This window comes from Pantoea sp. SGAir0430 (assembly GCF_043549295.1).
Map to the genome: position 1 here is coordinate 1294551 of NZ_CP039427.1, position 26979 is coordinate 1321529.

The 26979-nt window shown below is 54.9% G+C and carries 26 protein-coding genes and 1 pseudogene; 10 read left to right on the plus strand and 17 right to left on the minus strand.

Annotated elements, in window-relative coordinates; translation table 11 throughout:
• Positions 1-81: 81 nt before the first annotated feature.
• From E7738_RS06205 to otsB, 10 genes are all read right to left on the minus strand, one after another.
• Positions 82-1743, minus strand: coding sequence for a methyl-accepting chemotaxis protein (locus E7738_RS06205; protein ID WP_394516210.1), 1662 nt, complete (start codon positions 1741-1743; stop codon positions 82-84).
• Between the two features lie 172 nt (positions 1744-1915).
• Positions 1916-3589: a methyl-accepting chemotaxis protein gene (locus tag E7738_RS06210; protein ID WP_058785635.1), complete on the minus strand. Its 1674-nt coding sequence runs from the start codon at positions 3587-3589 to the stop codon at positions 1916-1918.
• A gap of 172 nt (positions 3590-3761) precedes the next feature.
• Positions 3762-4259 (minus strand): chemotaxis protein CheW, encoded by a 498-nt coding sequence (gene cheW / locus E7738_RS06215; protein ID WP_021506278.1) that lies wholly within the window; start codon positions 4257-4259, stop codon positions 3762-3764.
• Positions 4260-4281: 22 nt separating this feature from the next.
• The gene (gene cheA / locus E7738_RS06220) at positions 4282-6294 is read right to left on the minus strand and encodes a chemotaxis protein CheA (RefSeq protein WP_394516333.1); all 2013 of its coding nucleotides are present in this window, start codon (positions 6292-6294) and stop codon (positions 4282-4284) included.
• A gap of 10 nt (positions 6295-6304) precedes the next feature.
• On the minus strand, positions 6305-7336 hold the full coding sequence (gene motB, locus E7738_RS06225; RefSeq protein ID WP_021506280.1) for a flagellar motor protein MotB: 1032 nt from the start codon (positions 7334-7336) through the stop codon (positions 6305-6307).
• Entirely contained in the window at positions 7333-8220 is an 888-nt protein-coding gene (gene motA, locus E7738_RS06230) for a flagellar motor stator protein MotA (RefSeq protein ID WP_021506281.1), read from the minus strand. Before motA ends, motB begins: the two co-directional genes overlap by 4 nt.
• A gap of 133 nt (positions 8221-8353) precedes the next feature.
• The gene (gene flhC / locus E7738_RS06235; RefSeq protein ID WP_021506282.1) at positions 8354-8932 is read right to left on the minus strand and encodes a flagellar transcriptional regulator FlhC; all 579 of its coding nucleotides are present in this window, start codon (positions 8930-8932) and stop codon (positions 8354-8356) included.
• Positions 8932-9282, minus strand: coding sequence for a flagellar transcriptional regulator FlhD (flhD, locus tag E7738_RS06240; RefSeq protein ID WP_058769677.1), 351 nt, complete (start codon positions 9280-9282; stop codon positions 8932-8934). The genes flhC and flhD overlap by 1 nt, the downstream gene beginning before the upstream one ends.
• A 1028-nt stretch (positions 9283-10310) precedes the next feature.
• A complete protein-coding gene (gene otsA, locus E7738_RS06245; protein WP_058785634.1) occupies positions 10311-11747 on the minus strand; it encodes an alpha,alpha-trehalose-phosphate synthase in 1437 nt (478 codons plus the stop codon).
• Entirely contained in the window at positions 11744-12532 is a 789-nt protein-coding gene (otsB, locus tag E7738_RS06250) for a trehalose-phosphatase (protein ID WP_021506285.1), read from the minus strand. The genes otsA and otsB overlap by 4 nt, the downstream gene beginning before the upstream one ends.
• Before the next feature lie 358 nt (positions 12533-12890).
• Between otsB and umuD the strand changes: the two genes are divergently transcribed.
• Positions 12891-13322: a translesion error-prone DNA polymerase V autoproteolytic subunit gene (gene umuD / locus E7738_RS06255; RefSeq protein WP_021506286.1), complete on the plus strand. Its 432-nt coding sequence runs from the start codon at positions 12891-12893 to the stop codon at positions 13320-13322.
• Here umuD and E7738_RS06260 read toward each other — a convergent pair.
• Positions 13319-14224: a LysR family transcriptional regulator gene (locus tag E7738_RS06260; protein WP_058769675.1), complete on the minus strand. Its 906-nt coding sequence runs from the start codon at positions 14222-14224 to the stop codon at positions 13319-13321. The two genes, umuD and E7738_RS06260, sit on opposite strands and share 4 nt — an antisense overlap.
• Before the next feature lie 135 nt (positions 14225-14359).
• On the opposite strand from E7738_RS06260, the gene E7738_RS06265 reads away from it, so the two are divergent.
• A complete protein-coding gene (locus E7738_RS06265; protein ID WP_394516211.1) occupies positions 14360-15133 on the plus strand; it encodes a DeoR/GlpR family DNA-binding transcription regulator in 774 nt (257 codons plus the stop codon).
• A 105-nt stretch (positions 15134-15238) separates the two neighbouring features.
• Here E7738_RS06265 and E7738_RS06270 read toward each other — a convergent pair whose 3' ends face one another.
• Positions 15239-15892, minus strand: a complete 654-nt coding sequence (locus E7738_RS06270; protein WP_058776238.1) for a cupin domain-containing protein — start codon at positions 15890-15892, stop codon at positions 15239-15241.
• 374 nt (positions 15893-16266) lie between these two features.
• Here E7738_RS06270 and E7738_RS06275 point away from each other — a divergent pair, with 374 nt between their 5' ends.
• The 4 genes and pseudogenes from E7738_RS06275 to E7738_RS06290 all read left to right on the plus strand — a co-directional run bounded on the left by E7738_RS06275 (position 16267) and on the right by E7738_RS06290 (position 18928).
• On the plus strand, positions 16267-16557 hold the full coding sequence (locus E7738_RS06275; protein WP_031279201.1) for a hypothetical protein: 291 nt from the start codon (positions 16267-16269) through the stop codon (positions 16555-16557).
• A gap of 720 nt (positions 16558-17277) precedes the next feature.
• Positions 17278-17973, plus strand: a complete 696-nt coding sequence (locus E7738_RS06280) for a penicillin-binding transpeptidase domain-containing protein (RefSeq protein WP_264248472.1) — start codon at positions 17278-17280, stop codon at positions 17971-17973.
• Positions 17974-18176: 203 nt separating this feature from the next.
• Positions 18177-18275, plus strand: a pseudogene (locus E7738_RS06285) (glutathione transferase GstA); the annotation flags it as partial.
• Positions 18276-18451: 176 nt separating this feature from the next.
• Positions 18452-18928, plus strand: coding sequence for a glutathione peroxidase (locus tag E7738_RS06290; RefSeq protein WP_394516334.1), 477 nt, complete (start codon positions 18452-18454; stop codon positions 18926-18928).
• A gap of 87 nt (positions 18929-19015) precedes the next feature.
• Here E7738_RS06290 and E7738_RS06295 read toward each other — a convergent pair whose 3' ends face one another.
• Together E7738_RS06295 and E7738_RS06300 are read right to left on the minus strand one after the other, a co-directional pair.
• On the minus strand, positions 19016-19546 hold the full coding sequence (locus E7738_RS06295) for a GNAT family N-acetyltransferase (protein WP_136547191.1): 531 nt from the start codon (positions 19544-19546) through the stop codon (positions 19016-19018).
• A 192-nt stretch (positions 19547-19738) separates the two neighbouring features.
• Positions 19739-20065 (minus strand): winged helix-turn-helix transcriptional regulator, encoded by a 327-nt coding sequence (locus E7738_RS06300; protein WP_264251733.1) that lies wholly within the window; start codon positions 20063-20065, stop codon positions 19739-19741.
• A 205-nt stretch (positions 20066-20270) separates the two neighbouring features.
• Between E7738_RS06300 and E7738_RS06305 the strand changes: the two genes are divergently transcribed.
• Positions 20271-21050 carry an SDR family oxidoreductase gene (locus E7738_RS06305; protein WP_394516335.1) on the plus strand — a complete coding sequence of 260 codons (780 nt, stop codon included), beginning with the start codon at positions 20271-20273 and terminating at the stop codon, positions 21048-21050.
• A 265-nt stretch (positions 21051-21315) separates the two neighbouring features.
• On the opposite strand, the gene E7738_RS06310 is transcribed toward E7738_RS06305, so the two are convergent.
• Positions 21316-21918: a helix-turn-helix domain-containing protein gene (locus E7738_RS06310; RefSeq protein ID WP_394516212.1), complete on the minus strand. Its 603-nt coding sequence runs from the start codon at positions 21916-21918 to the stop codon at positions 21316-21318.
• 43 nt (positions 21919-21961) lie between these two features.
• Between E7738_RS06310 and E7738_RS06315 the strand changes: the two genes are divergently transcribed.
• Both E7738_RS06315 and E7738_RS06320 read left to right on the plus strand, forming a co-directional pair.
• Positions 21962-22648 carry a B3/B4 domain-containing protein gene (locus E7738_RS06315; protein WP_394516213.1) on the plus strand — a complete coding sequence of 229 codons (687 nt, stop codon included), beginning with the start codon at positions 21962-21964 and terminating at the stop codon, positions 22646-22648.
• Positions 22649-22677: 29 nt separating this feature from the next.
• Entirely contained in the window at positions 22678-23571 is an 894-nt protein-coding gene (locus E7738_RS06320) for a dihydrodipicolinate synthase family protein (protein WP_394516214.1), read from the plus strand.
• Between the two features lie 141 nt (positions 23572-23712).
• Here E7738_RS06320 and E7738_RS06325 read toward each other — a convergent pair whose 3' ends face one another.
• A complete protein-coding gene (locus E7738_RS06325; RefSeq protein WP_088515888.1) occupies positions 23713-24432 on the minus strand; it encodes a type 1 glutamine amidotransferase in 720 nt (239 codons plus the stop codon).
• 118 nt (positions 24433-24550) lie between these two features.
• Here E7738_RS06325 and E7738_RS06330 point away from each other — a divergent pair, with 118 nt between their 5' ends.
• Positions 24551-25324, plus strand: a complete 774-nt coding sequence (locus E7738_RS06330; RefSeq protein WP_058769667.1) for an AraC family transcriptional regulator — start codon at positions 24551-24553, stop codon at positions 25322-25324.
• 289 nt (positions 25325-25613) lie between these two features.
• Here E7738_RS06330 and E7738_RS06335 read toward each other — a convergent pair whose 3' ends face one another.
• Positions 25614-26975 (minus strand): esterase-like activity of phytase family protein, encoded by a 1362-nt coding sequence (locus tag E7738_RS06335; protein WP_394516215.1) that lies wholly within the window; start codon positions 26973-26975, stop codon positions 25614-25616.
• Between the last annotated feature and the right edge of the window lie 4 nt (positions 26976-26979).

Consider the following 26979-nt stretch of genomic DNA (forward strand, 5'->3'; position numbering starts at 1 on the left):
GGGTAAGACCAGCAGCAAACCGGAGAAGGACCAGCCACGCGACCCTCTCCTGCGGCGGGAGAGGGTCGATTCAGGCAATGATTAAAACGTTTCCCAGTTTCCGTCACTCACCGGGGCCGCAGCGGCTTTGCGCGCCGCCGGCGGTGTCGTGGTCAGCGGGGGACGCACAGGAGCCGCTGCCGACGCGCGCGGAATGCGGAACACCGCCACCGACTGGCTCAGGCGGCTGGCCTGCTCCTCCAGCGAGGCCGCGGCGGCGGCCGACTCTTCTACCAGCGAGGCGTTCTGCTGCGTGACGCGGTCCATCTCGGTCACCGCCTGGCCCACCTGGTCGATGCCACGGCTCTGCTCATCCGAGGCCGAAGCGATTTCACCCATGATGTCAGTCACGCGCGTCACCGCACCGACGATATCCTGCATGGTGTCACCTGCGGTGCCGACCAGTTGCGAACCGGCGTTAACCCGGCTGACCGAATCGTCAATCAGTCCTTTGATCTCCTTCGCCGCCTGCGCGCTGCGCTGCGCCAGGTTACGCACCTCGCCCGCTACCACGGCAAAACCACGGCCCTGCTCACCGGCGCGCGCGGCTTCGACCGCCGCGTTAAGCGCGAGGATATTGGTCTGGAAGGCAATGCCGTCGATCACGCTGGTGATATCCGCGATCTTCTTCGAACTGCCGGCGATGTCATGCATGGTGCGCACCACGCCCTCAACCACGTCACCACCTTTGCGTGCGGTCTCCGACGCGCTGAGCGCCAGCTGCGAAGCCTGCCGGGCGTTCTCAGCGTTCTGCTTCACCGTGGCGGTGAGCTGTTCCATGCTGGCCGCGGTCTGCTCCAGCGACGCCGCCTGCTGCTCGGTACGCGCCGAGAGATCGTTGTTGCCGGCGGAGATTTCGCTGGCGCCGGTAAAGATGGCGTCCGAACCGTCGCGTACGTTGCCGACGGTGTGCACCAGCGACTGCTGCATTTCATGCAGACTGCTGGCCAGCTGGCTCATTTCGTTACGCCCTTCAACGGTGATGGTCTGCGTCAGATCGCCTGCGGCGATATGGCGAATGTGACCGAGCAACTGATGCAGCGGCTGAATCAGCACCGTGCGCAGGCCAAACCAGCAGGCGACGATTACCGCGATCACCATCACTGCGACAATCGCCAGCAGCCACATCATGGTGTGGAAGGCACGCTGGTTCTGCGCCACGCCCTCGGCGGCTAAAGCACTCTGCGCGCTGCGCCACTCTTCATAGGTGGCTTTCATTTTGACCTGTTTGGCTTCGATGTTCTGATCAAACATGCCCTGCAGATCGTTGGCTTTCAGCCGGGCCAGCATCGCCTTCAGGCCGTTATTGAATGCGGCATAATCCGCTTCCAGCCGGTCGCGCAGCGCATCCGGCAGCCCCGGCGTCGCCGGCAGATCGTAATAGCGCTGATAGTGGCCGGCCGCGGTGTCGAGCTGTTTCTCCGTCTGCGCGATCAGCGCATTAAGCTGGCCGCCGTTGGTTTGTGATGCCATGCTGCCCTGCATGCGCAGCATGGCGCGGTTGAGCACGGTACGGGTCTGGTTGAGTTCAATCCAGGCATCGGACATGGCAGCGACGTTATTACTTGACGTTTGTGCCACAGCAAACGCCTCTTTATCTTTTTGTAATGCCGACCAGAACAGCCCGCCGGACAGTAATTGCATAGCACCGAACACCAGCAGGACGGCGATCAGGCTGGTGACGACGTTGATTCGTTTTAACATGGTGTCTCCAAAAAGGGGGTTACGCCCTGTTTATCGACCGCTGCGCTGAATATTTGAGAGGGTTTACCGGACTTTACGAGGGATAATGCTGAATTAAAGCTTTTTTACAGCGTTTTATAAGTAAAGAAAGCAGGAGATGAGGGAGCGGCGCGTTGTCCGCTCCCGTTTCAGCTTAGAACGTTTCCCAGTTGGCGTCGCTGACCGGCGCGGTCAGCGCTTTGCGTGGCGCACTGGCCTGCGGCGGGGCGATCTGCGGATGGCGCACGCCCGTGCTGCTGGCAGGCTGAGCGCCACGTGGAATGCGGAACACCGCCACCGACTGGCTGAGACGGCTGGCCTGCTCCTCCAGCGAGGCCGCCGCCGCCGCCGACTCTTCCACCAGCGAGGCGTTCTGCTGCGTGACGCGGTCCATCTCGGTCACCGCCTGGCCGACCTGATCGATACCGCGACTCTGCTCGTCCGATGCCGAAGCGATCTCGCCCATGATGTCGGTGACGCGCGTCACCGCATTGACGATTTCGCCCATGGTATCGCCCGCCGTGCCGACCAGCTGTGAGCCGCTGTCAACGCGACGCACCGAGTCTTCAATCAGCCCTTTGATCTCCTTCGCCGCCTGCGCGCTGCGCTGGGCAAGGTTGCGCACTTCACCGGCCACCACCGCGAAGCCACGGCCCTGTTCCCCGGCGCGCGCCGCTTCGACTGCGGCGTTGAGCGCGAGGATGTTGGTCTGGAAAGCGATACCGTCAATCACGCTGGTAATGTCGGCAATCTTCTTCGAACTGCCGGCGATATCGTGCATGGTGCGCACCACGCCTTCCACCACTTCTCCGCCTTTCTGCGCGGTTTCCGATGCACTGAGCGCCAGCTGCGAGGCCTGCCGTGCGTTCTCGGCGTTCTGCTTCACCGTGGCGGTGAGCTGCTCCATACTGGCCGCGGTCTGCTCCAGCGACGCCGCCTGCTGTTCGGTACGCGCCGAGAGATCGTTATTGCCGGCGGAGATTTCGCTGGCGCCGGTAAAAATGGCGTCCGAGCCGTCGCGCACGTTGCTGACGGTGCGCACCAGCGCCTGCTGCATCTCCTGCAGCTTGCTCGCCAGCTGGCTCATTTCATTACGTCCTTCGACGGTGATGGTCTGGGTTAAATCGCCCTGCGCAATGTGTTCAATGTGCTGGATGCTGTCGTTGAGTGGCTTGATCAGCACCTTACGCAGGCCGAACCAGCACAGCACGATCACGCCCACCACCAGCGCCAGTACCAGCCCCAGCAGCCACATCATGTGCTCGTAAGCGGCGCTGTTCGCCGCCACGCCGGCCGCCGTCAGACGATCCTGGTCGGCACGCCACTGGGTGTAGTTTTCCAGAAAGGCACTTTGCGTCGGGGCCACCGGTACTTTGCCGGCTGCGGCGGTATCGTTGTGCTGCAGTACCTGCTGCATCTCAGCCAGCGCACTGGCGTAAGCTTTATAGGTCTGCTCCAGCTGCTGGTTGAGCTGCAGGTTCTGGCCCGGCGTGTCCGGCGTGTTTTTAAACAGGGTGAAGTTATCCTGCGCCGTCTGCTGGAATGTCCTGCTCTGCCCGAACAGCGTACCGATGTCAGCTTCGGTGCCGGTCAGTTTACTTGTGGCAATACGCAGCTGGATACGCGTCAGGATCACGCGGCTTTGGTTAAGGCTCATGTAAGCATCATTGATGGCGGCAATGTTTTTGCTCGCCAGCTGAGAGGTATTGAAACTTTTTTTGTCGTCACTCAGCGCTTTAAAAAACAGCGAGCCGGAAGCCAGCTGCAGTACGCCAAACACCAACAACACCAGCAACAGGCTGGTCACAACGCGGATTTTCGTAAACATAGTTTGCCCTGGGAAATGAAGAAAAATCGTGCAATACAGTTATCGACCTGACGGCGGGAATATTGAGCGAGGGCAGGAAATATTTGTGGGCTTTGCTATTGATTTATAACGGTTTAATAAAGGATGTAATAGTCACGGGCCGCATCAGCGACCCGTGACTCTCTGCGAACGATTATGCGCTACGCAGCGTATCTACCAGCGCCATCTCTTCACTGCTCAGCAGTTTTTCGATGTCGACCAGAATCAGCATACGCTCGCCCAGCGCACCGAGACCGGTGAGGTACTCAGTCGACATGGTGACGGCAAATTCCGGTGCCGGACGGATCTGATCCTGCGTCAGCGACAGCACGTCAGACACGCCATCCACCACGATGCCGACCACGCGATGCTCAAGATTCAGCACGATCACCACGGTGTTTTCGTTGTACTCCACGTCCGGCTGCGAGAACTTCACGCGCAGGTCGATAATCGGCACAATCACGCCACGCAGGTTAGTCACGCCCTTGATGAACTCCGGCGTGTTAGCGATACGCGTTACCTGATCGTAACCACGAATCTCCTGCACTTTAAGGATATCGATGCCGTACTCTTCGTCACCGAGGGTGAAAACCAGGAACTCCTGGCCGACGGTTTCGCCGGCGATTTTCGTCACGGTTGCCATGTCAGTCATTTTTTTACCCTTTCGTTATCTGTTACGCTGCGGCACCGGCCACACGCTTCTCACGGTTCAATGATTGCAGTGCCGATACGTCGACAATCAGCGCAACGCTGCCATCGCCGAGGATGGTGGCGGCGGAAATGCCCGGCACTTTGCGGTAGTTGCTTTCCAGGTTCTTCACCACCACCTGATGCTGACCAATCAGCTGATCAACCAGCAGCGCATAGCGACGTCCTGCGCTCTGCAGGATCACTACGATGCCCTGCGTGGCGTCGGTTTTGGCGTTCTGCACGTCAAACACGTTCCACAGCTCAACCAGCGGCAGGTACTCGCCGCGCACTTCCAGTACGCGCTCGCCACCGGCCAGCGGTTTCAGCTCTTCAGCCGTGGGCTGCAGTGACTCCATCACCGCGTTCAGCGGCAGAATGAACACTTCGTCTGCCACGCGCACCGACATCCCGTCGAGGATCGCCAGCGTCAGCGGCAGCAGAATGCGAATGGTGGTGCCTTTGCCCTGCTTCGAGGAGATTTCGACGTGACCGCCCATCTCCTGGATATTACGTTTCACCACGTCCATGCCGACGCCGCGGCCTGATACGTCGGTCACCTGCTCGGCGGTCGAGAAGCCTGGCGCGAAGATCAGCATGCCGACTTCTTCATCGCTCATGCTGTCGCTGACCGGCAGGCCGGACGAGAGCGCTTTCGCCAGGATACGTTCACGATTGAGGCCGGCACCGTCATCGATCACTTCAATGCAGATGTTGCCGCCCTGATGTTCCGCGGACAGCGTCAGATTGCCGACCGCCGTTTTGCTGGCGGCCAGCCGTTTTTCCGGCGTTTCGATGCCGTGGTCGAGGCTGTTACGCACCAGGTGCGTTAACGGATCGATGATGCGTTCAATCAGGCTCTTATCCAGTTCGGTTGAGCTGCCGAGCAGCGTCAGTTCAACCTCTTTGCCCAGCTTGCTGGCCAGATCGCGCACCAGACGCGGGAAGCGGCTGAACACGTACTCCATCGGCATCATACGAATCGACATCACCGATTCCTGCAGGTCGCGGGCGTTACGCTCCAGCTGACCCATGCTGTTGAGCAGGTCACCATGTGCCACCGGATCCAGCGCACCGGAGCGCTGCGCCAGCATCGACTGGGTAATCACCAGCTCGCCGACCAGGTTGATCAGCTGGTCAACTTTTTCCACCGCCACGCGAATACTGCTGGATTCGCTGCTTTTGGCGGGCGCGGCGGCACGCTTGCTCTCACGCTTCACCGCCGGAGTAATGTCGGTGACGGTCGCCGTTTGCTGCACCGGCGCTGCGGCTTCGGCCTCTGCGACTGGCGCGGCGGCAACGGCGGCGGGTGCGGCGGTAACGGCGGCGGGTGCGGCGTCCTGCGGGAACTGAATCTGCGCTTCATCAATCACGAAACACAGCACCGCCACGATATCGTCTTTGCCGACACCGTCGATGGTGGCTTCCAGCGAGCTGGCACCTTTCACCACATCGGTCAGGGTGCCGAGGTTGCCCAGCTCTTCCAGCAGCAGATCCGGCTCTTTCTCTTTCAGATTGATCAGCTGCAGGCGCAGGCCGCTGCTGGCGGGCGCGGCAGGTGCTGCCACGTCGGCGAGCGCTACCACCGGTGCGGCGGCTTGCGGGGCTATTCCTTTGGCTTCCAGCGCCAGCTGGCGCAGGGCTTCACAGATGTAGTTAAAGCTTTCTGCGTTTGGCTCCTGCGCGGTTTTATAGGCATCGAGCTGTTCCTGCATAATATCTTTGGTTTCCAAAAACAGGTTGATGATGTCGGTGCTGAGCTGCATTTCGCCACGGCGCGCACCATCCAGAATGTTTTCCAGGATGTGGGTGGTTTCCTGTAAAACCGTAAAGCCAAACGTACCGGCTCCGCCCTTAATGGAGTGGGCGGCGCGGAAGATGGCATTCAACTGCTCGGAATCGGGCTCCTGGGGATCCAGTCCCAACAGGTGTTGCTCCATATCCGCTAACAGCTCATCGGCTTCATCAAAAAACGTCTGGTAAAAATCGCTGATGTCCATGCTCACGGGATCACCTCGGCTGTGAGGGTTGGTCTGGTGTCACCGCGCTGGCGGCGGGCGGTGCCGCTGCCGGCGGATTCGCCGCGGCTGCCGGTGTGGCCGGTGCTGCGGTAGAACCCGTGGGGGCAGTTGGCGCCGCCGGACCAGCCGGTGCGGTAATGCTAGGTAAAATCTGCGCCGGGTCACTCACCTGAACGGCATCGCTCTCGGCATTCTCTTTTTCAATCGCCGCTTCGGTGTCATGGTTCAACACCAGCAGGCTGATACGACGGTTCACCGCGTCGTTGGCGCCGCGGTTTTTCAGTTTCATGGTGTCGGCCATGCCGACCACGCGCAGCATTTTGCCGCCGTCCAGCCCGCCCGCCACCAGCTCACGGCGTGAGGCATTGGCACGATCCGCCGACAGTTCCCAGTTGCTGTAGCCGCGATCGCCGCTGGCGTACTGGAAGTCATCGGTATGGCCGGACAAACTGATTTTGTTAGGAATATCATTCAGCAGCGGCGCAATGGCGCGCAGGATATCGCGCATGTACGGCTCCACTTCGGCGCTGCCGGTTTTAAACATCGGGCGGTTCTGGCTATCGATAATCTGAATGCGCAGCCCCTCTTCCACCATGTTGATGATCAGATGCGGACGCAGCGCTTTCAGGCGTGGATCGGCCTCAATCAGCTGGTCGAGTTTTTCACGCAGCCGGTTCAGGCGAATGTCATCGAGCTGGCGCTTTTGCGCATCCATATCGACCTGTTTTTGCACTTCGCCTTTCTTCTGCGTCGGATCATCGCCGCCGCCGGGAATCGGACTTTCGCTGTCGCTGCTACGCTGACCGCCGGTCAGGGCGACCTTGAGCGGCGTTTTAAAATATTCGGCAATCTGCACCAGCTCCTGCGGATTGGCGATCGAGATCAGCCACATCACCATGAAGAACGCCATCATCGCCGTCATAAAGTCGGCATAGGCAATCTTCCATGAGCCATGGCTGCCTTCATGCTTTTTATGTTTGCGCCGTTTGACCAGCACAATCGGGCGATTACCGTGCTTCATGAAGGCGTATCCGAAGTCTGCTTAGCCGGGTTTTTCGCGTTACGCACGTGCTCTTCCAGCTCGGTAAAGGACGGACGCTCGGTGGAATACAGGGTTTTACGACCAAACTCGACGGCGATCTGCGGCGCATAACCGTTCAGGCTGGAGAGCAGCGTGACTTTGACGCACTGCATCATCTTGGTGGTTTCCGCGCACTTCTGGCGCAGCACGGATGCCAGCGGCGAAATGAAGCCGTAAGCCAGCAGAATACCGAGGAAGGTTCCCACCATGGCGTGCGCAATCAGCGCGCCCAGTTCTGCCGCCGGGCGGTCCGCGGAGGCCAGCGCGTGCACCACGCCCATTACCGCGGCGACGATACCAAACGCCGGCAGGCCATCACCGACTGCCGCTAAGCTTTGTGCTGGTACTTCGCACTCGTGTTCATAGGTTTCGATCTCTTCATCCATCAGGGCTTCGATCTCGAAAGCATTCATATTTCCGCTCACCATCAGCCGTAAATAGTCGGTAATAAAATCCACTAAAGGTTTATCGGACAAAATACGCGGATAGTTAGCGAAAATTTCGCTCTGGCTGGGATCTTCAATATCGCGTTCCAGCGACAGCATGCCCTGCTGACGTGATTTCGCCATCAGGCGATACAGCAGCGCCATTAAATCCATGTATACGGCTTTGTTATATTTTGAGCCGCGCATTAACAAAGGCAGCGCTTTTAGCGTCTTTTTAATCGATTTGCCGTTGTTGCCCACCAGAAACGCACCAATGCCGGCGCCGCCAATAATCAGCAACTCCGACGGCTGGTAAAGCGCGCCCAGATGGCCGCCTACCATCATGTAACCGCCCAGCACGGAACCGAGGACTACGATATAACCCACAATAATCAGCACAAAAACATCCTTACGTCCGTAACGTGTTGGTGGAAGTTAAGCCAGAGAGCCGCAGGTGTTATTCGCAGGGTGTGGGCAAAAAAAAAGCAGCGGTATTAACCGCTGCTGGATGCTTTCCACGATGCGAACAAACTTAAACGGCGCGTTTAACCTGTTCATCCAGCAGTTGTGGAAAGGTATCGGCAGAATCTGCAGAAAGTTTACGTCTTTTTACGGCACGTGATGGCGGCTGGCACAGGCTGCAAACAAAGCTGCCCGGCGGCTGATGCGCGTGGTTGATGAAGCTTCCGCCACAGCATTTACAGTCAGACAATTCCAGCATGCCACTTTCAACAAATCGCACCAGGGTCCAGGCGCGGGTCAGCGCCAACAGCGGGCCCTCGTCCGATTGCGGACACTGCTCAAGATACAGGCGATACGCTTTGATAACCGCCTCTACGCCACTGCTCAGCCGGGTTTTCAGCAGAAACTGCCAGGCGTTGCAGAACATCGACGCATGAATATTTTGTTCCCAGGTCATGAACCAGTCGGTAGAGAATGGCAGCATGCCTTTCGGTGGTGGTGCACCACGCAGCTCTTTGTACAGTTTAATCAGGCGACCGCGGCTCAGCTGGGTTTCACTTTCCAGCATCTGCAGTCGTGCGCCCAATGTAATCAGCTCCATTGCCAGCTGAATATCACGCGCTTCCTGAACGATACTTTTTTCGGTCATTATACCGCCCTCTTTTTAGCAGAGGCATCGTCTTTCGATGCGCTGCGCAATAAACGGCTGGATAATAAAATACCGGTGTGGATTTGCTGCAAATCATCCACACGTGATTCCTGCGTTAAACGGTTAATAAGATTGTGATCGGTAAAGCGGAACTGGCAAACCAGTTGATTGGTTTCCGCTAATTTTACCATCTCAGGTAAAGTCAATTGCTGCAATGCATCCGCCATTGGCTCATCGATACCTAAACGAAACATTGCTGAAGCTTTTTCCTGGTTTATCAAACGCTGTGCAAGCAATAAATATGACAGATTGATGTCATATATGTGTTTTAGTAATTCTGATGTACCCATTTTTTTCCATCCTGATAGACGCGACATATATACGGCCACAGAATTAAGTGTTCTATGGTTCGGGTTGCTGGTTGGTAAATCTAAAGATGGCAAAAAATAATCAGGCATAAGCCAACGCGTACTGAACTGTTTCACTTCCCACCGGGATATTGATCAGTAGTAGTCAAAACTCCAGGCCAATCTTTTCTTGAGTTGTAACCATCTTCCGTGACGTCTGCTTACAGTTTTTTAAGACTAATCCGAAAACAAGGCAAATCTATATCGTCTGATTTCGACATACAACGTGATTGGTATGAAATTTTAGATAAAGTGTGATCTGTGTCACACTTTTAAGGCAAATTTTTCAAGTGAAGCTTCAGTAATGCTTTTCTGTTGTTCTTTTTTTGAGCGATTTTGAAACGTTTCGCTAATATTTCACAGGAAAAGTCTGAATTTTGAAGTGTGTCGCAGATCGCCGCCATGGGACGATCTTTTATCTGCCACGTTGGCTTTAGGCAAAGACAAGACCCCAAAATAAACCAAAAAGGCAGCATAAAACACCAAAAATCGCTGTAATTATTCGCTTTTAAATTAATCACTTACAGGGAATATTGCCATGCAGGACTAATGGCGCTGTGCTAGCGAAGCGTGAAGAGTGGATGCAGCGCGCTTGTGGTGTGTAAAGAGTTTGTAGGGAGGGTTTAGCGAGTCACAAGGGATGTAACAGCACGTTACATTAGCAATATGAATGAATTGACTAACTAACACACTGATGTATTAGAACTATCGGCCTGGCCAGCCAAATCTTTAGGGTCGGAAGAAAAAATTCAGCGTTTCAGTGCTTAACTGGCTTAATTTTAACCAATTCGTGCGTTTTTTGGTGCCGGGTCAGCGGGTTAGCGCTTAACAAAATGAAATCGATTTCATCCGGTAAGAGTATCGCGTGAAAACGCTACGCAGCACGGTCCTGCCTGCGTCGTCTGACGGATACCTCTCCCGCGTACGGGAGAGGCATTGCCTGAGGGGAAAATCGCGCCTTGCGGGGCTAATTACGCCAGCTTCTGAAACGTCGCGACCTTGTTATCGCTACCATGGCTGGCGCTGCGTGCCGGCAGCGTGTTCAGATCTTTCAGGAAGCTTTCGCGCCAGTGCGAAATGTCCTGCTTACGCAGTACGGCCATCATGTCGTTATAGCGCGAGATACGCTCGGTGCGCGGCATGGTCAGCGCGCGGTCCAGCGCCGCTGCCACGTCATCACGATCGTACGGGTTGACGATCAGCGCAGAAGTCAGCTCGTTAGCCGCTCCGGCAAAGCGCGACAGCACCAGCACGCCCGGATCGTCCGGATCCTGCGCCGCGACATACTCTTTCGCCACCAGGTTCATGCCGTCACGCAGCGGCGTAACCAGCCCCACGTCGGTCAGGCGGAAAATCTTCATCAGCAGACGGCGGTCAAAATGCTGGTTGAGATAATAGAGCGGCGTCCAGCCCAGCGTGCCGTATTTACCGTTAATGCGCCCCGCTTCCGTCTCCAGCTGGTGACGAATATCCTGATAGGCCTGCACGTCGCCGCGCGAGGTCGGCGCAATCTGTGAGTAACGGATTTTGCCGCGATGCTGCGGGAAGTTTTCCAGCAGCGCTTCATAGGCAAGGAAACGCTCCGGCAAGCCTTTGGAATAGTCGAGACGCTCACAGGCGATAATATTCTGCAAATCGCCCAGCTCACGCTTCATCGCGGCCATCTTCGGTGGCAGCGGCCCTTCCGCCATCTCTTTAATGCTGTCCGGCTCGATACCGATAGGGTAAACCTCGGTCATAAAGGTATTGCCAAAGGCGCGATGCTTCTTCTCGCCTTTATTCTGCAGCTGCGTCAGCTGGCTCAGGCTGTCGAGAAACGCCACGCGATCGGATTCTGTCTGGAAACCCAGCAGATCGTATTCACACAGCATTTCCAGCAGTTCCTGATGCGGCGGCAGCGCATTGAAAATTTCCGGCGTCGGGAACGGGATATGCAGAAAGAATCCGATTCGGTTATTGATGCCCTGTTTACGCAGTTCAGCGGCAAACGGCAGCAGGTGGTAATCGTGGATCCACAGGATATCGTCCGGCTTGATCAGCGGTTTCAGCCGCTGCGCCAGCAGGGTATTCACGCGGCAGTAGCCTTCCCAGGCTTCACGCTGGTACTGCACCAGATCGAGACGATAATGGAACGCGGGCCAGATCACCGTGTTAGAAAACTGGCAGTAGTACTGATCGTAATCGTTTTGATTGAGGGGGAATGAGGCATAGGTAATGCCGTCTTGTTCGATCTGGGTAAGTTCCTCATCTTCTTCACCGGAAAACTCACTGATCTCTCCGTTCCAGCCAAACCACAATCCTCCGGTGGTCTGCAGCGCATCCAGAATGCCGACGGCGAGACCGCCTGCGTTGGTTTTGCTTCCATCAGGAATAGCGATACGGTTAGATACGACGACTAAACGACTCATAACCTAAACTCCTTACCGACGTTGTCATGTTCTAGTTGTAATAATAGTTGTTCCAGCCAGTGCCAGACCGCTGCCACATCGGGCAGACGATAGCGCGCCTGGCTTGGACCTTCACCGACCTTGACCGAGATGCCGTGCATGGCATTGACTGCAAGAAAGCCTTTCTCATCGGTCAGATCGTCGCCCACAAATACCGGAATGCGACCGGTAAATGGCGCTTCCTGCATAAATTCGCGTACCGCAGCACCTTTATCGATGCCCTGCGGTTTCAGTTCCACCACACATTTACCTGGCTGCAGCGCCAGCGCCGGAAAGCGGGTTACCGCCTCTTCGGCCAGCTGCATGATGGCGTTTTCATATTCTGGCGCGTTGCGGTAGTGCAGCGCAAAGGCCATGCCTTTCACTTCCAGCAGCGTACCGGGCCACTGGTCAAGCGTCTGCTGCAGTTCAACCTGCAGCGTTTGCGCCACCTCATCGGGCAGCGACTGACGATGCAGATGTCCGCTGGCATCGCGGCGCTCAGCGCCGTGCACGCCCGCTGCCGGGGCTTCCAGCGGCGCGACCAGCTCATCCAGCTGGCTGATCGGACGGCCGGAAACCAGCGCCAGCGCGCCGTGACTTAAATTAGAAATTTGTTGCAGATGCTGGCGCACCGATGCGGGGATGGAAACCGACTCGGGCTGCGACTGAAGCGCGGCCAGCGTGCCGTCAACATCAAAAAAGAAGGCGTAAAGTCCGCCACTTAGCGACGGCAGGGTGCTGTTCTCATTAACCGCAGGGGTCACGTCTCCTCCTGTATCTGAACGTAAACGGGCAGTCTGTTCGCAGGCAGGCAGGAAGTGAGGAGGTTTTTCCGTAAACACGGGAATCGAAAGGGTAACGCTCCAGAACTAAACGAAATTTTCATCAACACTGCAACCGCACTACGAACATCGGCAACATTAAGTGTAGACAACAATTGAAGTTTCGCCAGACGGGCGCACAGAGTGCTTAGCGAAGAGTGCACTTTTCAGCGGTTTGCGCGGCAAAAAACTGAATTCTGCTGTTTTTCATACGCTTCGCTTTTTTTACCGCGGGCAGACTTGATCATAGCAAAAACCGCCTGATACTGTATATAAAAACAGTATCTATGGAATATTCGCTATGACGCGTTTCTTTTTGCCACAGCTTTCACCGCCTTCGCGCTCCCGCCCGCTATTCCTTGACGCGGTGCACGGCGGTTTCCCCTCGCCCGCTCAGGACTACATTGAGCGCCAGATTGATCTCAATGAGCTGCTGGTGACTCGCCCGAGCGCCACCTATTTTGTGCGTGTCGAAGGCGACTCGATGCGCGATGCCAATATCCGCGAAGGCGACCTGCTGGTGGTCGACAGCTCACTCAATGCCCGGCACGACGACATCGTGATCGCCGCCATTAACGGCGAGTTCACCGTCAAGCGGCTGCAGACACATCCCTGCGTACAGCTGATGCCGATGAATCCGCGCTATCAGCCCATCCGGCTGCGTGAAGAGGAGGAGCTGGAAATTTTTGGCGTGGTGACGTTTATTATTTACGCCGCACGCGTCCAGCGTTAGCGCATCGTTTCGGCGCGGATCATCTCAATCAGCCGGCGTAAACCCGGGTGCAGCTGGCGACGGTCGGGGTAATACATCACCAGCGGTTCATCTTCGCTGCACCAGTCCGTCAGCACGCGCACCAACTGCCCGCTCGCCAGCTGCGCCTGTACGTAGCGCTCCGGGCAGTAGCCGAGACCGTAACCGCCGGCGACCGCATCAATAATCATGTCGCTCTCATTGAGCGTCAGCGTGCCCGGCACATCGACCTCATACGCCACCTTGCCCTGCGCCAGCGGCCACTTATACAGCGTGCCATTGCCAAGGCGCATGCGAATACAGCGATGGTTGCGCAGATCGTCCGGATGCTGCAGCGGCGGCGCGTCGCGCAGGTAATCGGGTGACGCCACCACGATCCAGCGCAGTTTGGGCGTCAGCGGCATGGCGATCATATCTTTCGGTACGCTGGCGCCGTAGCGAATCCCGGCGTCATAGCCGCTGCCGATGATATCCACCAGATTGTTATCCACCGTAATTTCCAGACTGAGCTCCGGATAGGTCGCCATAAAGCGCGCCAGGATCGGCCGAAACAGCAGCTGCCCGGCATCACGCGGGATGTTCAGCCGCAGACGGCCGCTGGGTGATTCGCGGTACAGGTGCAGATCGTTCAGCGCCAGCTCAATCTGCGCAAAGCCGGTTTCCAGATGGCGCAAAAAAGCGGCACCGGCGTCCGTCGGCACCACCGCCCGGCTGGTGCGGTTGAGCAGGCGTACGCCAAGACGCGCTTCAAGACTGCGCAACGTGTGGCTGATGGCCGACGTGGTGACCCCCAGTTCCAGCGCGGCGAGGCGGAAGCTCTTGCGCCGGCAAATCAGCAGAAAAACATTCAGATCGGCCAGTTCATTACGTTGCAGGGCGGGCATTTTCGTGTCTCCTGACTCATTGCCTCGTTGAATCTTATTCAACTTTAGATGAGCTATCATAGCGAAGCTGCCGTACCGGACGCTATGCACGCGTGGCACGGCAGGCAAAACGTCACTTTTTACCCTGAGTTCATCATGCTGCCCGAAGACCGAAAAGACGCTATTTATCGCTACCTGTTTGCGAAACGATCGGCCACCATTCACGAACTGGCCACGCTGATGGCGGTGTCGGCGATGACCATCCGCCGCGATATTAAATTCCTGCAGGACGCCGGCCTGGTGGTCGGCATACACGGCGGTGCCAGGTTGCCTGCCGTGGTCCATCAGGCATTGCCGTATGTGGAGAAGGCACAGCTGAACGTGCACGCCAAACAAAGCCTTGGCCGTTATGCTGCGTCACTGGTAGAGGATGGCCAGGTGGTCTACCTCGATGCCGGTACCACCAGCTATGAAATTGCGCGTGCGTTAGGCGATCAGGCAAGTCTCACCGTGCTGACTAACGACTTTACGATTGCCGCCTGGCTGATGCGTCACAGCCACATCACGCTATTTCATACGGGTGGCAAAGTCGATAAACGGCATATTGCCAGCGTGGGTGCCATGGCGGCGACCGCCCTTGCCGCGTTCAATATTGATCTTGCCTTCCTCAGCGCCAGCGCGTGGGATGTCACGCACGGCCTCTCGACACCCGACGAAGACACCTTGCTGGTGAATCAGGCGGTGCTGGCCGCCTCAGCGCAGCGTTATCTGGTGGCTGACAGCAGCAAATATGGTCGTTACAGCGTGTATTCCGTGTGTAAGCTGCAGCAGCTGGACGGCGTGATCACCGATGACGATTGCCTCTGTGCTGCCGTTGAGGAGATGAAACAGCGTGGTATTCGTCTGCACCGGGTAAATCGCCGCGGCTGAGCGGCTCTCTGCGCATCCCGGTAAAGGCCATTAATTAAAAAGGAGGCGCGAACGCCTCCGGTGGCTACAGGGAAATCACATCGACTATCTCTCGCAGGGCACGGTTTACGGCGTAGGGGCGACTTTAGGATTGGAGCTGAACCAGCCGCGGCGATCCTGCCAGTTGCCATATTCATCCACAATCGCCCCTTTACTGTTGGCCATCAGGAAATGATAGCTCTCCAGTTTTTTCAGCGACAGCGTTTCGCCCTGATGCTGAATGACGACATTGTGGCTTTGCACCGGACCAAAACTTTTCGGCGTCGGCGGAATATCCGCTGATGCGGCGCCAATTTCTGAGAAGTTATATACCCAGCCATCGAGAACGCGCCATGATTCATGTTTTGCCGGACGTGCCGGCGGCGCGCTAATCGGCATGTGTCGATGCTCCGGAATCATCTGGTTCGGCAGCAGATACATGGTCATAGCGTAATAACCGTAATCCAGATTATTGACCCAGGTGATGCTGGCCAGGCCAACATGCTGATAATCGCCCAGCCCGAAATCATTGACCCACAGCTGCTGGCGCATGGCCGGCGTCAGCGTATGACCATAAGAGGCGAGCAGTTGCGCTATTGCATCTTTCGCCACCTCTTTCTGGAAGACGCCATTTTTATAGAAATCTTTATTGGTATAAACGTGATGCGGCTGAGCCGCAATGGATGCGGTGGCATTGAGCGCCAGTAAGGCCGCAGCGAACGCCAGAGCAGGTTTTGTCATAATTCACCTCCTGTTTATGACAGCCATGTTGATGCAAATAAAAATTTCACCGGCCGGTAAAACGCAAGGGTGGCCAGCGCGGAGAACAGAGTTGCAGATGGCGATGCGGAGGGGAAATTCATTTAGAGAATCGGATCTATCTAATTATCAGATACGGCTGTGCTTTTTTGTGATTATTAACAAATAATCACAGGCTATTCTGCCCGGTAAAGCATCCAGCTGCTGACGGGCACAATTTATCTGCTGCTAAAGAAATTCTTAAAATGTTGGTTGCGCTCGCAATTGTGACAGGCGCGCGGCCAATTGTGTTTGACCTGCTTTTCACATCAATGCACACTGGCGGGCGTGAAAAACGGCAGATGAAGAGCCAAGAGATGTTGCAGAATTATAGTCAGCGCGTCCATTTCTATTACTGCATTCTGGTTGCGTTAAAACTCTATGTGAACAGCAAGAAGTCCGGCGGCGTACGCGGGAAAAATAACTTTTTGCTGAAGTGGTTACGCAACGCGCAAAACAACACCATCTTTCATCCTGATATCACCAGTGAAATTGAATGGCTGCGCGGCAAAATTATCAGCGCCGGACCGGATGCCGATTTAGAACCGATGCTGCAATACGTTTACGAGACAGCAAAACGCGCCGAAACGCTGCGTCTCGGGCCGTAATCGCACGGGCTGCGCATTGCATTACCCCTGTCTGCAGGCAAAAAAAAGGGGGCAACGCGCCCCCAACCACTACAAAAATTTCATCCCTGACGCCCTGGTGCGGCTTCCCTTCCGGCTGGCGCTAATTCTCTTCGCACTGGCTACGCGTTACAGGGTTAGCACCAGCACGCTGATCAATAACCAGCAGCCCGCGCAAAATGCGCCCGCCGCCACCCAGGTTAACGCCCGGGTATTTAAATGACAGACATCGCGTTGCCAACGTTTAACCGGCTGCATAACCACTCCTGAAAATACATTCTCATTATGCCTGGCAGAGGATTGCCGTGAACTGCGGATAAGCTTGTCACGTATTAATATCTCTGACCATCGGATGTGCTTACCGGTTATGTAGGCGCAGGACTACAATCCATTAATTACCGCTTATATCGCCGTCGAGACGAAAAACGCCGCAGGTATGCAGACCGCAATAGTGTCGTTTCGGACCGCTTGTCTCGCGGAAATGCGGTTTCGCATCGTTTAGTTTTCCTAAAAAACAGGCGCAGATTAAATCGTTTTTATTTACCCCTGCTCAGGGTTATTAATAAGCACACCGGACGCGATAATTTGCAGATAATAAAGGGATGTGGCGTGACCAGTCTCTTGATGCACGGCCTGACCGCGTTCAGTGCCCTTTCTCATGTTGTAAATTACGTTAGCATTTAACTTTGGATTCAATCATCAATGAAAACCCGTCTGGCCGTTATGGCCTCTGTTGCTGCGATATTATTTTCACAGCAGGCATTCGCCAAAAACCTGTGCACCCTGATTGTTGACGCTGAATCAGGCAAAGTCCTGCTGGAGAGTGGCAACGACTGCAGTAGAGAAGTCACACCCGCATCCACCTTTAAAATAGCCATTAGCCTGATGGGATTTGATGCCGGCGTGCTGAAAAATGAAAAGGAACCCGCCTGGGATTACCAACAAGGATACCCGGACTGGGGCGGTAAAAACTGGATGAATAAAATCGATCCTACGGCGTGGCTAAAATATTCGGTCTTCTGGTATTCGCAGCAGGTTGTTAAAAAGATTGGGCAACATCGCTTTGAAGGCTATGTAAAGGCGTTTGCTTACGGAAACGAAGATGTTTCCGCCGTTGACGTCAGCGCCCCCGGTCAGAATGGGGTGTGGGTTATGTCATCCCTGCAGATCTCACCGGTTCAGCAGATTGGCTTTTTAAGGAAAGTCGTTAACCGTGAGCTGCACGTAAACAAGCATGCCTATGACATGACAGATAATATTACCCGCTACGACGTCAGCGTTAAGGGCTGGACAGTGCACGGCAAAACAGGAACCGGCTCACCGGGGAAAAAGAATCAATACGATCCGCACCATGCCTATGGCTGGTATGTCGGCGGTCATTGCGCCGTGATGGCATAACACACGGATGCCACGGATTTTCATTAACCTCCCGGTTTTCATGCGGCTGACAGATTGCGGCGAGGCCCTTCATTATGAAACTGACGGTTAGCCAGCAAATGAAGTGACCTCCGGACCGTGGCTTATCTTTCTTTACGCAGCGTCGTCAGCAGTGACTGCGCGGCAACAGAAGACTGACCGGATGGCGAACACACCAGTCCAAACTCACGCTGAATCGCTGGCCTGCGCTACTGGCGTATATGGCACGGATCAATGCGCGCCCAGCTGTGCAGGCGGCGTTGCTGGCAGAGGCGTCTGAGTGAGACTGGCAGACAGAGTTTTGTGCCGGCGATCAGGCTCTGTCTGCAAGATTAGATGTCAGTGTTATTGTGACAACGGCGCGCAGAAAGTTATGCTGTGCGCGCCAGGCTATGAAGCCCGCTATTGGGCCCGCGTGGCAACATCAACATCGAACCTGTGCTGTTTTGAGGACACTGACATGCCCCCTTTTTATCAGTTTTCGGCCACCAGCCTGACCGGTCAACCTATCTCTATGGCCGACTACGCTGGCAAAGTGGTTCTGGTGGTGAATACCGCCAGTCATTGCGGCTTCACGCCCCAGTACGCCGGCCTTGAAGCGCTCTATCAGAAATATGCCGCACAGGGTCTGGTGGTGCTTGGCTATCCCTGCAATCAATTCGGTAAGCAGGAACCGGGAAACGCTGATGACATCTCACAAACCTGTCATGTTAATTACGGGGTAAGCTTCCCGATGTTCGGCAAAGTCGAGGTTAACGGCAGCGCAGCGCACCCAATATTTCGCTATCTGAAAGCGGAACTACCCGGCGTGCTGGGCGGACGGATTAAGTGGAATTTCACCAAGTTTCTCATCGGACGCGACGGCCAGCCGCTGAAACGCTTTGCACCGCTCACGCCCCCGGAAAAAATGGAAGCCGCGATAATCGCTGCACTTTAAGGTGGAGTGTTGCCGGATTCGCAGCATTAATTTTAGAGCACAACGGAAATTGATGGCATCCGGCGGGAGACAGTGTGCCCCGCATATTTATTTTTTATTCCACTTGTCCTGAGTCAAGGTGAAAAGCAAGCTTGGGGGCGCACTTTTCACATCATGAATTTCTCGTAAGTACTGCAATCCTGCCCTGGTCAGAACTTTTTGCGAGGCCAGATGATTTGCCCGTACTACAGCAGATATTTCAGCCAACTTTATTTCACCAAAACCATAGTCGACCGTATACTTAGCAAACTCTGTCGCCAGCCCTTTTCCCCATGCCTCTGTAGAGAAGCGATATCCAAGGTTATTGATTGATAAATCGGCATAGCTCCTGATGCTGAGTCCGCCAAAACCAATGACTCTCCCCGGATTGTCCGTCAGCGCGATAGCCCAATTACCGAAACCGTACGTTTCCCAGTGCTGAAGCCAGCGAGCCAACACCTGACGTGCATAATCAATATCGGGATACGGACCTGCGGGGTTGAAGGTATTTGTAGCAGGGTCGCCATAAATTCTGAAAAGATCATCAGCGTCAGATTCAATTACCGTTCTTAAATGAAGTCGTGTCGTATCTGCCTGCAAAGGAACCTCCTGAACTTACCGTTTATAAACCACGTTTTCTTACTATTTTATCGCGGGGCAATCCCGGGTTCATAACAGGGACGTTAAATTTAATTTTATGAAATTCTCAGTCACTACGAATAAAAGCACGCTTTATACCCTGAACACCAGCCTGAACAGGTTAAATTTGATCAGGCTCAGCGTCCTGGCCGGTTAAGTCGGGCGTTTTTCCGCCCATTTCAGCATGGCATCAAGAGCAGGACAAAGTGCCTGTCCCCATTCAGTGAGTCGATATTCCACTTTTGGTGGCACCTGAGGATACACCATCCGCGACACTATACCGTCGGCTTCCAGCTGTCTCAGTTGTTGCGCCAGCATCTTCTGCGAAATACCGGGAATTAATTTTTCAAAATCTGAATAGCGCTGTACTTGGCCGTCGAACAGATGAAAAAGGATGATTAATTTCCAGCGCCCTTCCAGCAGTTGAATAACCTGCTCCACTCCGCTTGCGGCTGATTCCGGACTGTATAACTTACTCATCATTCAGTAACTCACTTTTTTGTGCGTACTTGTCAATTTAACAGTCTATGTGGAATATGACCGTACTGTAAACAAAGGGAGTACAGGTCTATGCCATTCATATTACCGCTCGCTATTTATGACGACTTCGCGCTCAGCAAGGGTGGCGATATTGCCAGCATTACTGATTATTGTACTGCCACATCAACAGACCGGAGATTCTTCAATGCCATGTGATCTCGATTTCAACGGTAAACGCATATTGGTCACTGCGGGTACCAAAGGTGTGGGTAAAGCGGTAGTTGGGCTATTCAAACAGCTGGGTGCAACAGTATTAACAACCGCACGCCACGCATCCGCAGAATGTAGGGCAGACGCTTTCGTAACGGCAGACCTGACCACGGTTACAGGGTGTAACTCAGTCGCGGAAGCCGTTCAGACACATCTGGGAGGCGTCGACATCATTGTTCATGTGGCCGGCGGTTCTACCGCACCCGGTGGTGGCTTTGCAGCATTGGGTGAAGAGGAGTGGCAACAGGAGCTCAATCTTAATCTGTTGCCCGCGGTACGTTTAGATCGTGCGCTGTTGCCTGCCATGCTGCAGCAGGGGGGCGGAGTGATCATCCATGTCACTTCTATCCAGCGAGAACTGCCCTTACCAGAATCAACCACGGGTTATGCAGCAGCGAAAGCGGCGCTGTCAGCCTACAGTAAAAGCCTGTCGAAAGAGGTTGCGTCACAAGGGGTTCGGGTGGTTCGCGTGGCACCCGGCTGGATCGAGACCGAAGCTTCCGTGGCCATGGCGGAACGACTGGCGCAGCAGGCAGGAACAGATTACGAAGGCGGTAAGCAGATCATCATGAAGGCACTCGGCGGTATTCCGCTGGGACGCCCTTCTCAACCCATTGAGGTAGCTAATCTCATTGTCTTCCTCGCATCTTCTTATGCTGCCGCGATCACCGGTACTGAATTTGTCATCGATGGCGGTACTATTCCAACGGTGTAGTCAGATATCCTCATCGACCCATTCGGGTAGCGATCCGGATATTTTATATACCTTAATAAGGCGCCAGCGGCTATTAGATCAAGCCATGTGCGATATCGACCTGGCCGCTGTGTGATATTCCCCGACTCTTTGTCGCAAATATCCGCTCCTCGCTCATGGCGAATACACAGTCCGCCTGGTGGCAGAAACGGACATGAATAGCGAAAACAAAGGATGATTATTTGCGCACAAATCAGGGCTCCTTTGGCCGTCCATTGAAAAACGTTTATGGCGCTTTTTCATTTACCGTCATGATAAAGTTCAGCGTGTTTTCTCCCTGGTTTGCGTAGAAATGTGGAACATCGGTTTTGGCTGTAACGGAAAATCCCGCCGTTACCTGAAATACGCTCTCTTTCACGCCAAGCGTGAGGGTTCCGGATTTTACGTGCAGTAGCTCCAGCGTGCCTGAGCTATGCCCGGGTGATTCAAACTTTTCGCCTGGCCGCATTTCCCACAGCCACAGCTCAAGCATATCGGGTCCACCTGAGCCGGCCAGCAGCCTGGCGCTTCCCCCTTTGTCTCCTGTCCAGAGTTCGGGGATGTCCGTATCAGCGATGATGTGCACATCAGGCCTGGCGCTGACATCAACAAAATCCGCCACGGACACGCCCATGGCAGCAGCAAGCCGGCATAGCAGCGCAATGCTGGGATTAGCCTTGCACCCTTCTATCTCAACCAGCATCCCCTTACTGATACTGGCTTTGCGGGATAACTCATCGAGAGAAATTTTTCTTTGTTTACGAAACTGCTTAATCCGCAGGGATACGGCTTCGTTAACCGTGTTGACATCTGCGCCGGCAAAGGTCACTAAATTGACTTTTTTGGTCATTGGTCGATATTATGAAATAAAATGGTCATTACAGGATTATCGCGTGTTAATCGTATCTGCGTCAATTTCCCCTGAAGTCTATCAAATCGCCCCCGGTTTTCGGGCGCTCAGCATCAGTGTACAGGCAGCGCCTGTCGTGAATCCGCACGTCGGGGTAACGGCACTGAAGGCGGCCTGTGAGGCGGTGCTGTCAGATTCCCCCAACTGGGCTGAATCCCATCTGGCCGCATGGGCCGATGTGTTTCAGAAATTTGGTGCCAAACCCAAACGCACGCCCTGTTCTGCTGAGGCGCTACGCAAACGCGTGCTTCGCGATGGCACCCTGCCCGCGCTCGATCCGGTCGTTGATCTTTATAACGCTGTCAGTCTGCGTTATGCCGTGCCCGTAGGGGGAGAAAATATTGCCGCGTACCGGGGTGCACCTCGCCTGACGGTGGCAACAGGCACGGAACCCTTTGATACCATGAAAGAAGGGGTTATGGCGGTGGAATATCCTGCGCCTGGCGAAGTCGTCTGGTGTGATGATGCCGGCGTAACCTGCCGTCGCTGGAACTGGCGGCAGGGAATCAGGACTCGCTTAAGCGTTGAAGCGCAACACATGTGGTTTATTCTGGAAAGTCTGCCGCAGATGCCGCCTGAGCAGCTGCAGGAAGCAGGAAAGATGCTGACCGACGGCCTTGAAGAAATGATGCCCGGACGGCAGTGTAACGTCACCCTCATCGGCGAGTAACGCCTATAACTCAGTTCTGGAGAATCTGCATGTTCACCGGCTTGTCTGCTTTCCCGTTAACGCCTGTCACCGCGCGTGGTGTCGATGAACAGGGTTTCACGAAGATCCTGGCTCGCCTGACGGCAGCCCGTGTCGATTCTTTGGGTGTTCTGGGTTCAACCGGCAGCTATGCTTACCTGAGCAGAGAACAGCGCAAACGCAGCGCAACGCTGGCCCGTCAGGTTGCCGGGAAGATTCCCGTGATGGTTTGCGTGGGTGCTATCAGTACCGATGCCGTACTGCATCTGGCTGAAGATGCGCAGTCCGCAGGCGCTGATGCGCTGCTGCTGCCGGCGATGAGTTACCAGCCGCTGCGTGATGAAGAAGTGTATGCCCTCTTTGAGACGGTTACCCGCCATGCTTCAGTACCGATTTGTGTTTATGACAACCCCGGCACCACGCATTTCCGCTTTACCGACGAACTGCTCGGGCAGCTGTCGTCACTAAAAGGGATTCGCTCAATTAAAATTCCGGGAGTAGCGGATACCCCCATCGCTGCAGCTGAACGCGTCGCTGCATTACGACAACATCTTCGTCCTGGCGTGACCCTGGGTATTAGTGGTGATGCCAGTGCCGGGCTGGGGCTGAACGCCGGTTGCGAAGTCTGGTATTCCGTTTGCGGCGGTATCTTCCCGGAAACCGCTAAACAAATTACGCAGGCCGCAGCCATTCACGACGCTGAACGCGTTACTGCCCTAACTCACCGCCTGCAACCTTTATGGGATCTGTTCCGTAAGCATGGCGGAAGTATCCGCGTGATCGCAGCGGCAGCAGGCATACTGGGGCTGACCGATGCCGACTGTCTGCCTCGCCCCCTGTTACCCTTATCGACTGCAGAGGTGGCAGAAGTAGCAGCAGTGATGGCCGCTCTGGACCTGAAGTAACGCTCCGGCGGAATCGGTCCTGCGCCAGGCCGTTGATAGAAAGTAGGGTTTGAAGGGTGCACAAAAAGTCATGGTGCCTGCATGTATCAGCTTCTGATAAAGAATGCCCGGAGATAAACATCACCGGGCATAAAGCGGTGTTTACGCTGATTTGTAACGCGCTTCGAGCTTATCCATGAAGCCAAAAAGTACCTGATTCATTTCGCTGTAATCGTGCGCACGAAGTTCTTCTGGCGTATGAACAAAGCGATACTCTGCGGCTCGGCTCAGGTCTTGTTGCGAATGAGCGATTAGCCGTTCTACAACATCCAGCGTCAGTTCCATGTGGCACTGAAAACCAAAGACGCGATCTGAATAGGAAACGATCTGGCGGGGACAGCCTTCGCTGTAGGCGATGATTTTTGCATCCGCGGTCAGGCCCGGCATGTCGTTATGCCAGTGACCGACCTCAAGCGACTTCGCAAAGTGAGAAAACAACGCATCCTCGCGAGCCTCTTCAGTTAGCGTGATCGGGAACTTACCAATCTCTTTTTCAGGGCTGTGAGCAAACGGCGCGCCCAGCGCCTCACCGATCAGCTGTGAGCCAAGGCAGATACCGATAACGGCTTTACCGGTTTTAACAGCAGCAGCAATCAGCGCCTGCTCGCCTTTCGCATCGAAGTGCGGACACTCTCTCTGGGTCGTGGACGGGTCCTGCGGACCGCCCATCACGATCAGGAAATCAATACCTTCGGCGTCCACGGGTAGCTCATCGCCTGCGTATACACGCGAGTAAGTCACATTATGACCTTGATTTCTGGCCCATGTTTCATAAGCCCCTGGCGCTTCAAAACTTTCATGTACGATAAAGTGTACCCGCATGAGGATAGGCTCCTGTTATACCTGTGATAATCTGACTGATAAACGACACACTCATCCAGTGAGTTGGTACACCGGATGGTTTCGAGGCAGCATCATAGTTGCAGGACTCTAATCTGAAATGCCAGGTAGTATAGATAAAGCGCCAAGACATGAAGCATCCACTGGCTGGTCCGGCACAGCGATTAGCTATCAGCGAGGAGAAACCGATCCTCCTCATCATCACCTTGAAGGGCAACTCCTCTATGCAACCAGAGGCGTGATGCTGGTCGAAACGGAAAACAACCGCTGGGTTATCCCCCCTCAGCGTGCATTGTGGCTACCGCCTCTGCAGATACATAGTTACAATCTGCTGTCTCACACAGATCTTAGGGCCGTCTATTTCAGTGGCAGCCTTATCGCGGAATGTACAAATTTTGCGAAGAGTGACCAGGTGCATGTCATTACGGCTACGCCACTGGTGAAAGAACTGATAACCGGTCTGTTCAGTGATAACTACAACAGACCGAGCCAGCGGAAAATGGCTCTGTTGCTTCTGGAAATACTCAGCGAAGCGCCTTCTCTGACTGCGGAACTTCCAATGCCACGTGATGAGCGATTATTCTCTGCGGCCAGAGAACTTGTGGTAAATCATCGCTGGGAAATACCACTGAGCGATCTGGCTTTTATCGCGTCAATGTCTGAACGTACCTTTTCGCGATTGTTTATTAAGGATACGGGTTTTAGTTTCAGAACCTGGAAGCAAAGAGCAAGAATTTATGCTTCGTTAGATCTCCTTGCTAATAACATCCCTATCAAACAGGTCGCTTATAAGCTCGGTTTTTCATGTCCTGCTGCCTATACCGCTGCTTTTCGCTCCATCCTGAATGCAACGCCGCGCGATTATTTGCCTTAATCTATGAATCAATGCCTGCTTCTCACTCCAGGCAAAAATTTTTCCTGAGAGTCAGTCTGCCTTATCCCAGGAACTGACGCTGCCGTTTCAGGCCATTTAATGGCTGTGCGCTGTGTCAGGGTAAATTTATCAGGCGATGTCTCTTAATCACCTGAGCAATAGCCACCCTGAGTTTCCACATCCTGTTAAACACGAGGCCGCGATGACCTCCCCGATGACACAACGGGGGGTCATTCAGCCTTTGGCGTTTTCGTGCTGGCACCGGTGTTCAGCGCCAGCACGGCAGCCTCTACGGTTGCAGCGGTTCCGCCAGCGTTATGATAAACAACTCACTGTCCGAGCTGGCTTTATCCAGCGGCTTCACGCTGATGGTGGTGGCAACCGGCTTATCATCTACCGTCAGCCTGCCCTGGTCGTTGACCCGATAATCCTTGCGCTTCTTACCTTCCACCGGATTTTGTAGCACCATTTTCACGCCGAAGTCATTGTCATTGATGACCGCCAGCGTGTTGCTGTCGATCAGGGCCAGCCCTTCGGCCTTCTCCTGCTGCCAGCCGAGTTGACGCAGATCCACCACCCGCGTTTTCGTTGCCAGCACGATGCCGCGCTGCGCCAGCGTTTTTGCGTCGTCAAACTCCGGGTAGTCACCGGCCTTATCGAATGCGGTCAGATCGCTAGCCTGACTGAGATCCACCTTATAGATAAGGTTACGCATCGCGTCGTCTTTGTCGCTGCCCTGCTCAATCAGCAGGATGTGCTGATTATCGATCGCCACGATATCGCCAATTTTCGCGTCACTGTTTTTACTGTACGCCTCGCTGTCGATAGGGTAACCATACATCGCGGTTTTACCGGTGGCCGGATCGAAGCTCACCAGGCGGGTAAAGCGTGCCTGCTTTTTACTTTTACCGTTGATATCCAGCGTGCTCTGCACCGCGGCGATGATGCGTCCATCCGGCATGCGCGTGATCCCTTCAAAGCCACGATTTGGCTGACGCCATTTAAGAACGTTCGGCAGACCACCCGCGATCGATTTTTCCCCTTCCATGGCCTGCGGCCCGTGAATCGCCAGGATCCTGCCCTGCTTATCAACGTTAATCAGGAACGGACCATACTCATCACACAGCCAGTATCCGCCCTTCCCGTCCAGCGTAATGCCTTCCGTATCCAGACCCCGATTATCGCCCTGCAGCACGTGCAACTTATCGCTTAGCGCGATCTCATTGGTTGACCCGATGACGCCATTCTGCAGCGGCAAGCCGTTAATATTGCCCTTTGCGTCGTGCAGCGGTCGGGCGTCCGTCGCCTGCGCTTTGCCGTCCTTCACCTGGATATTCATCAGCAGCGGCGCGAAGTCCGGCGTGACGAAAATTTTCGACTCCTGTTTACCCATGTCAGGCGAGTCGGCATTCGGTCCGCGATCGGTGACGGTCACAAAGTTGAGCGTATCTCCCTGCCTGCCGGTAAACAGCAAACCGGAACCGATGCCTACCGGCAAACCCTCCGGAAACGCGCTGGCGAACGCACCGTTGTAGCTGACGCGCGTCCCCTGAGGAAAAGTGACGCTATAGTGTTCGGTTTGCGGCTGCGCCGCCAGCGTGGATAAAGAGAGGGTAAGACCAAGAACCAGGGGAAGCGTTTTTCTTTTCATATTA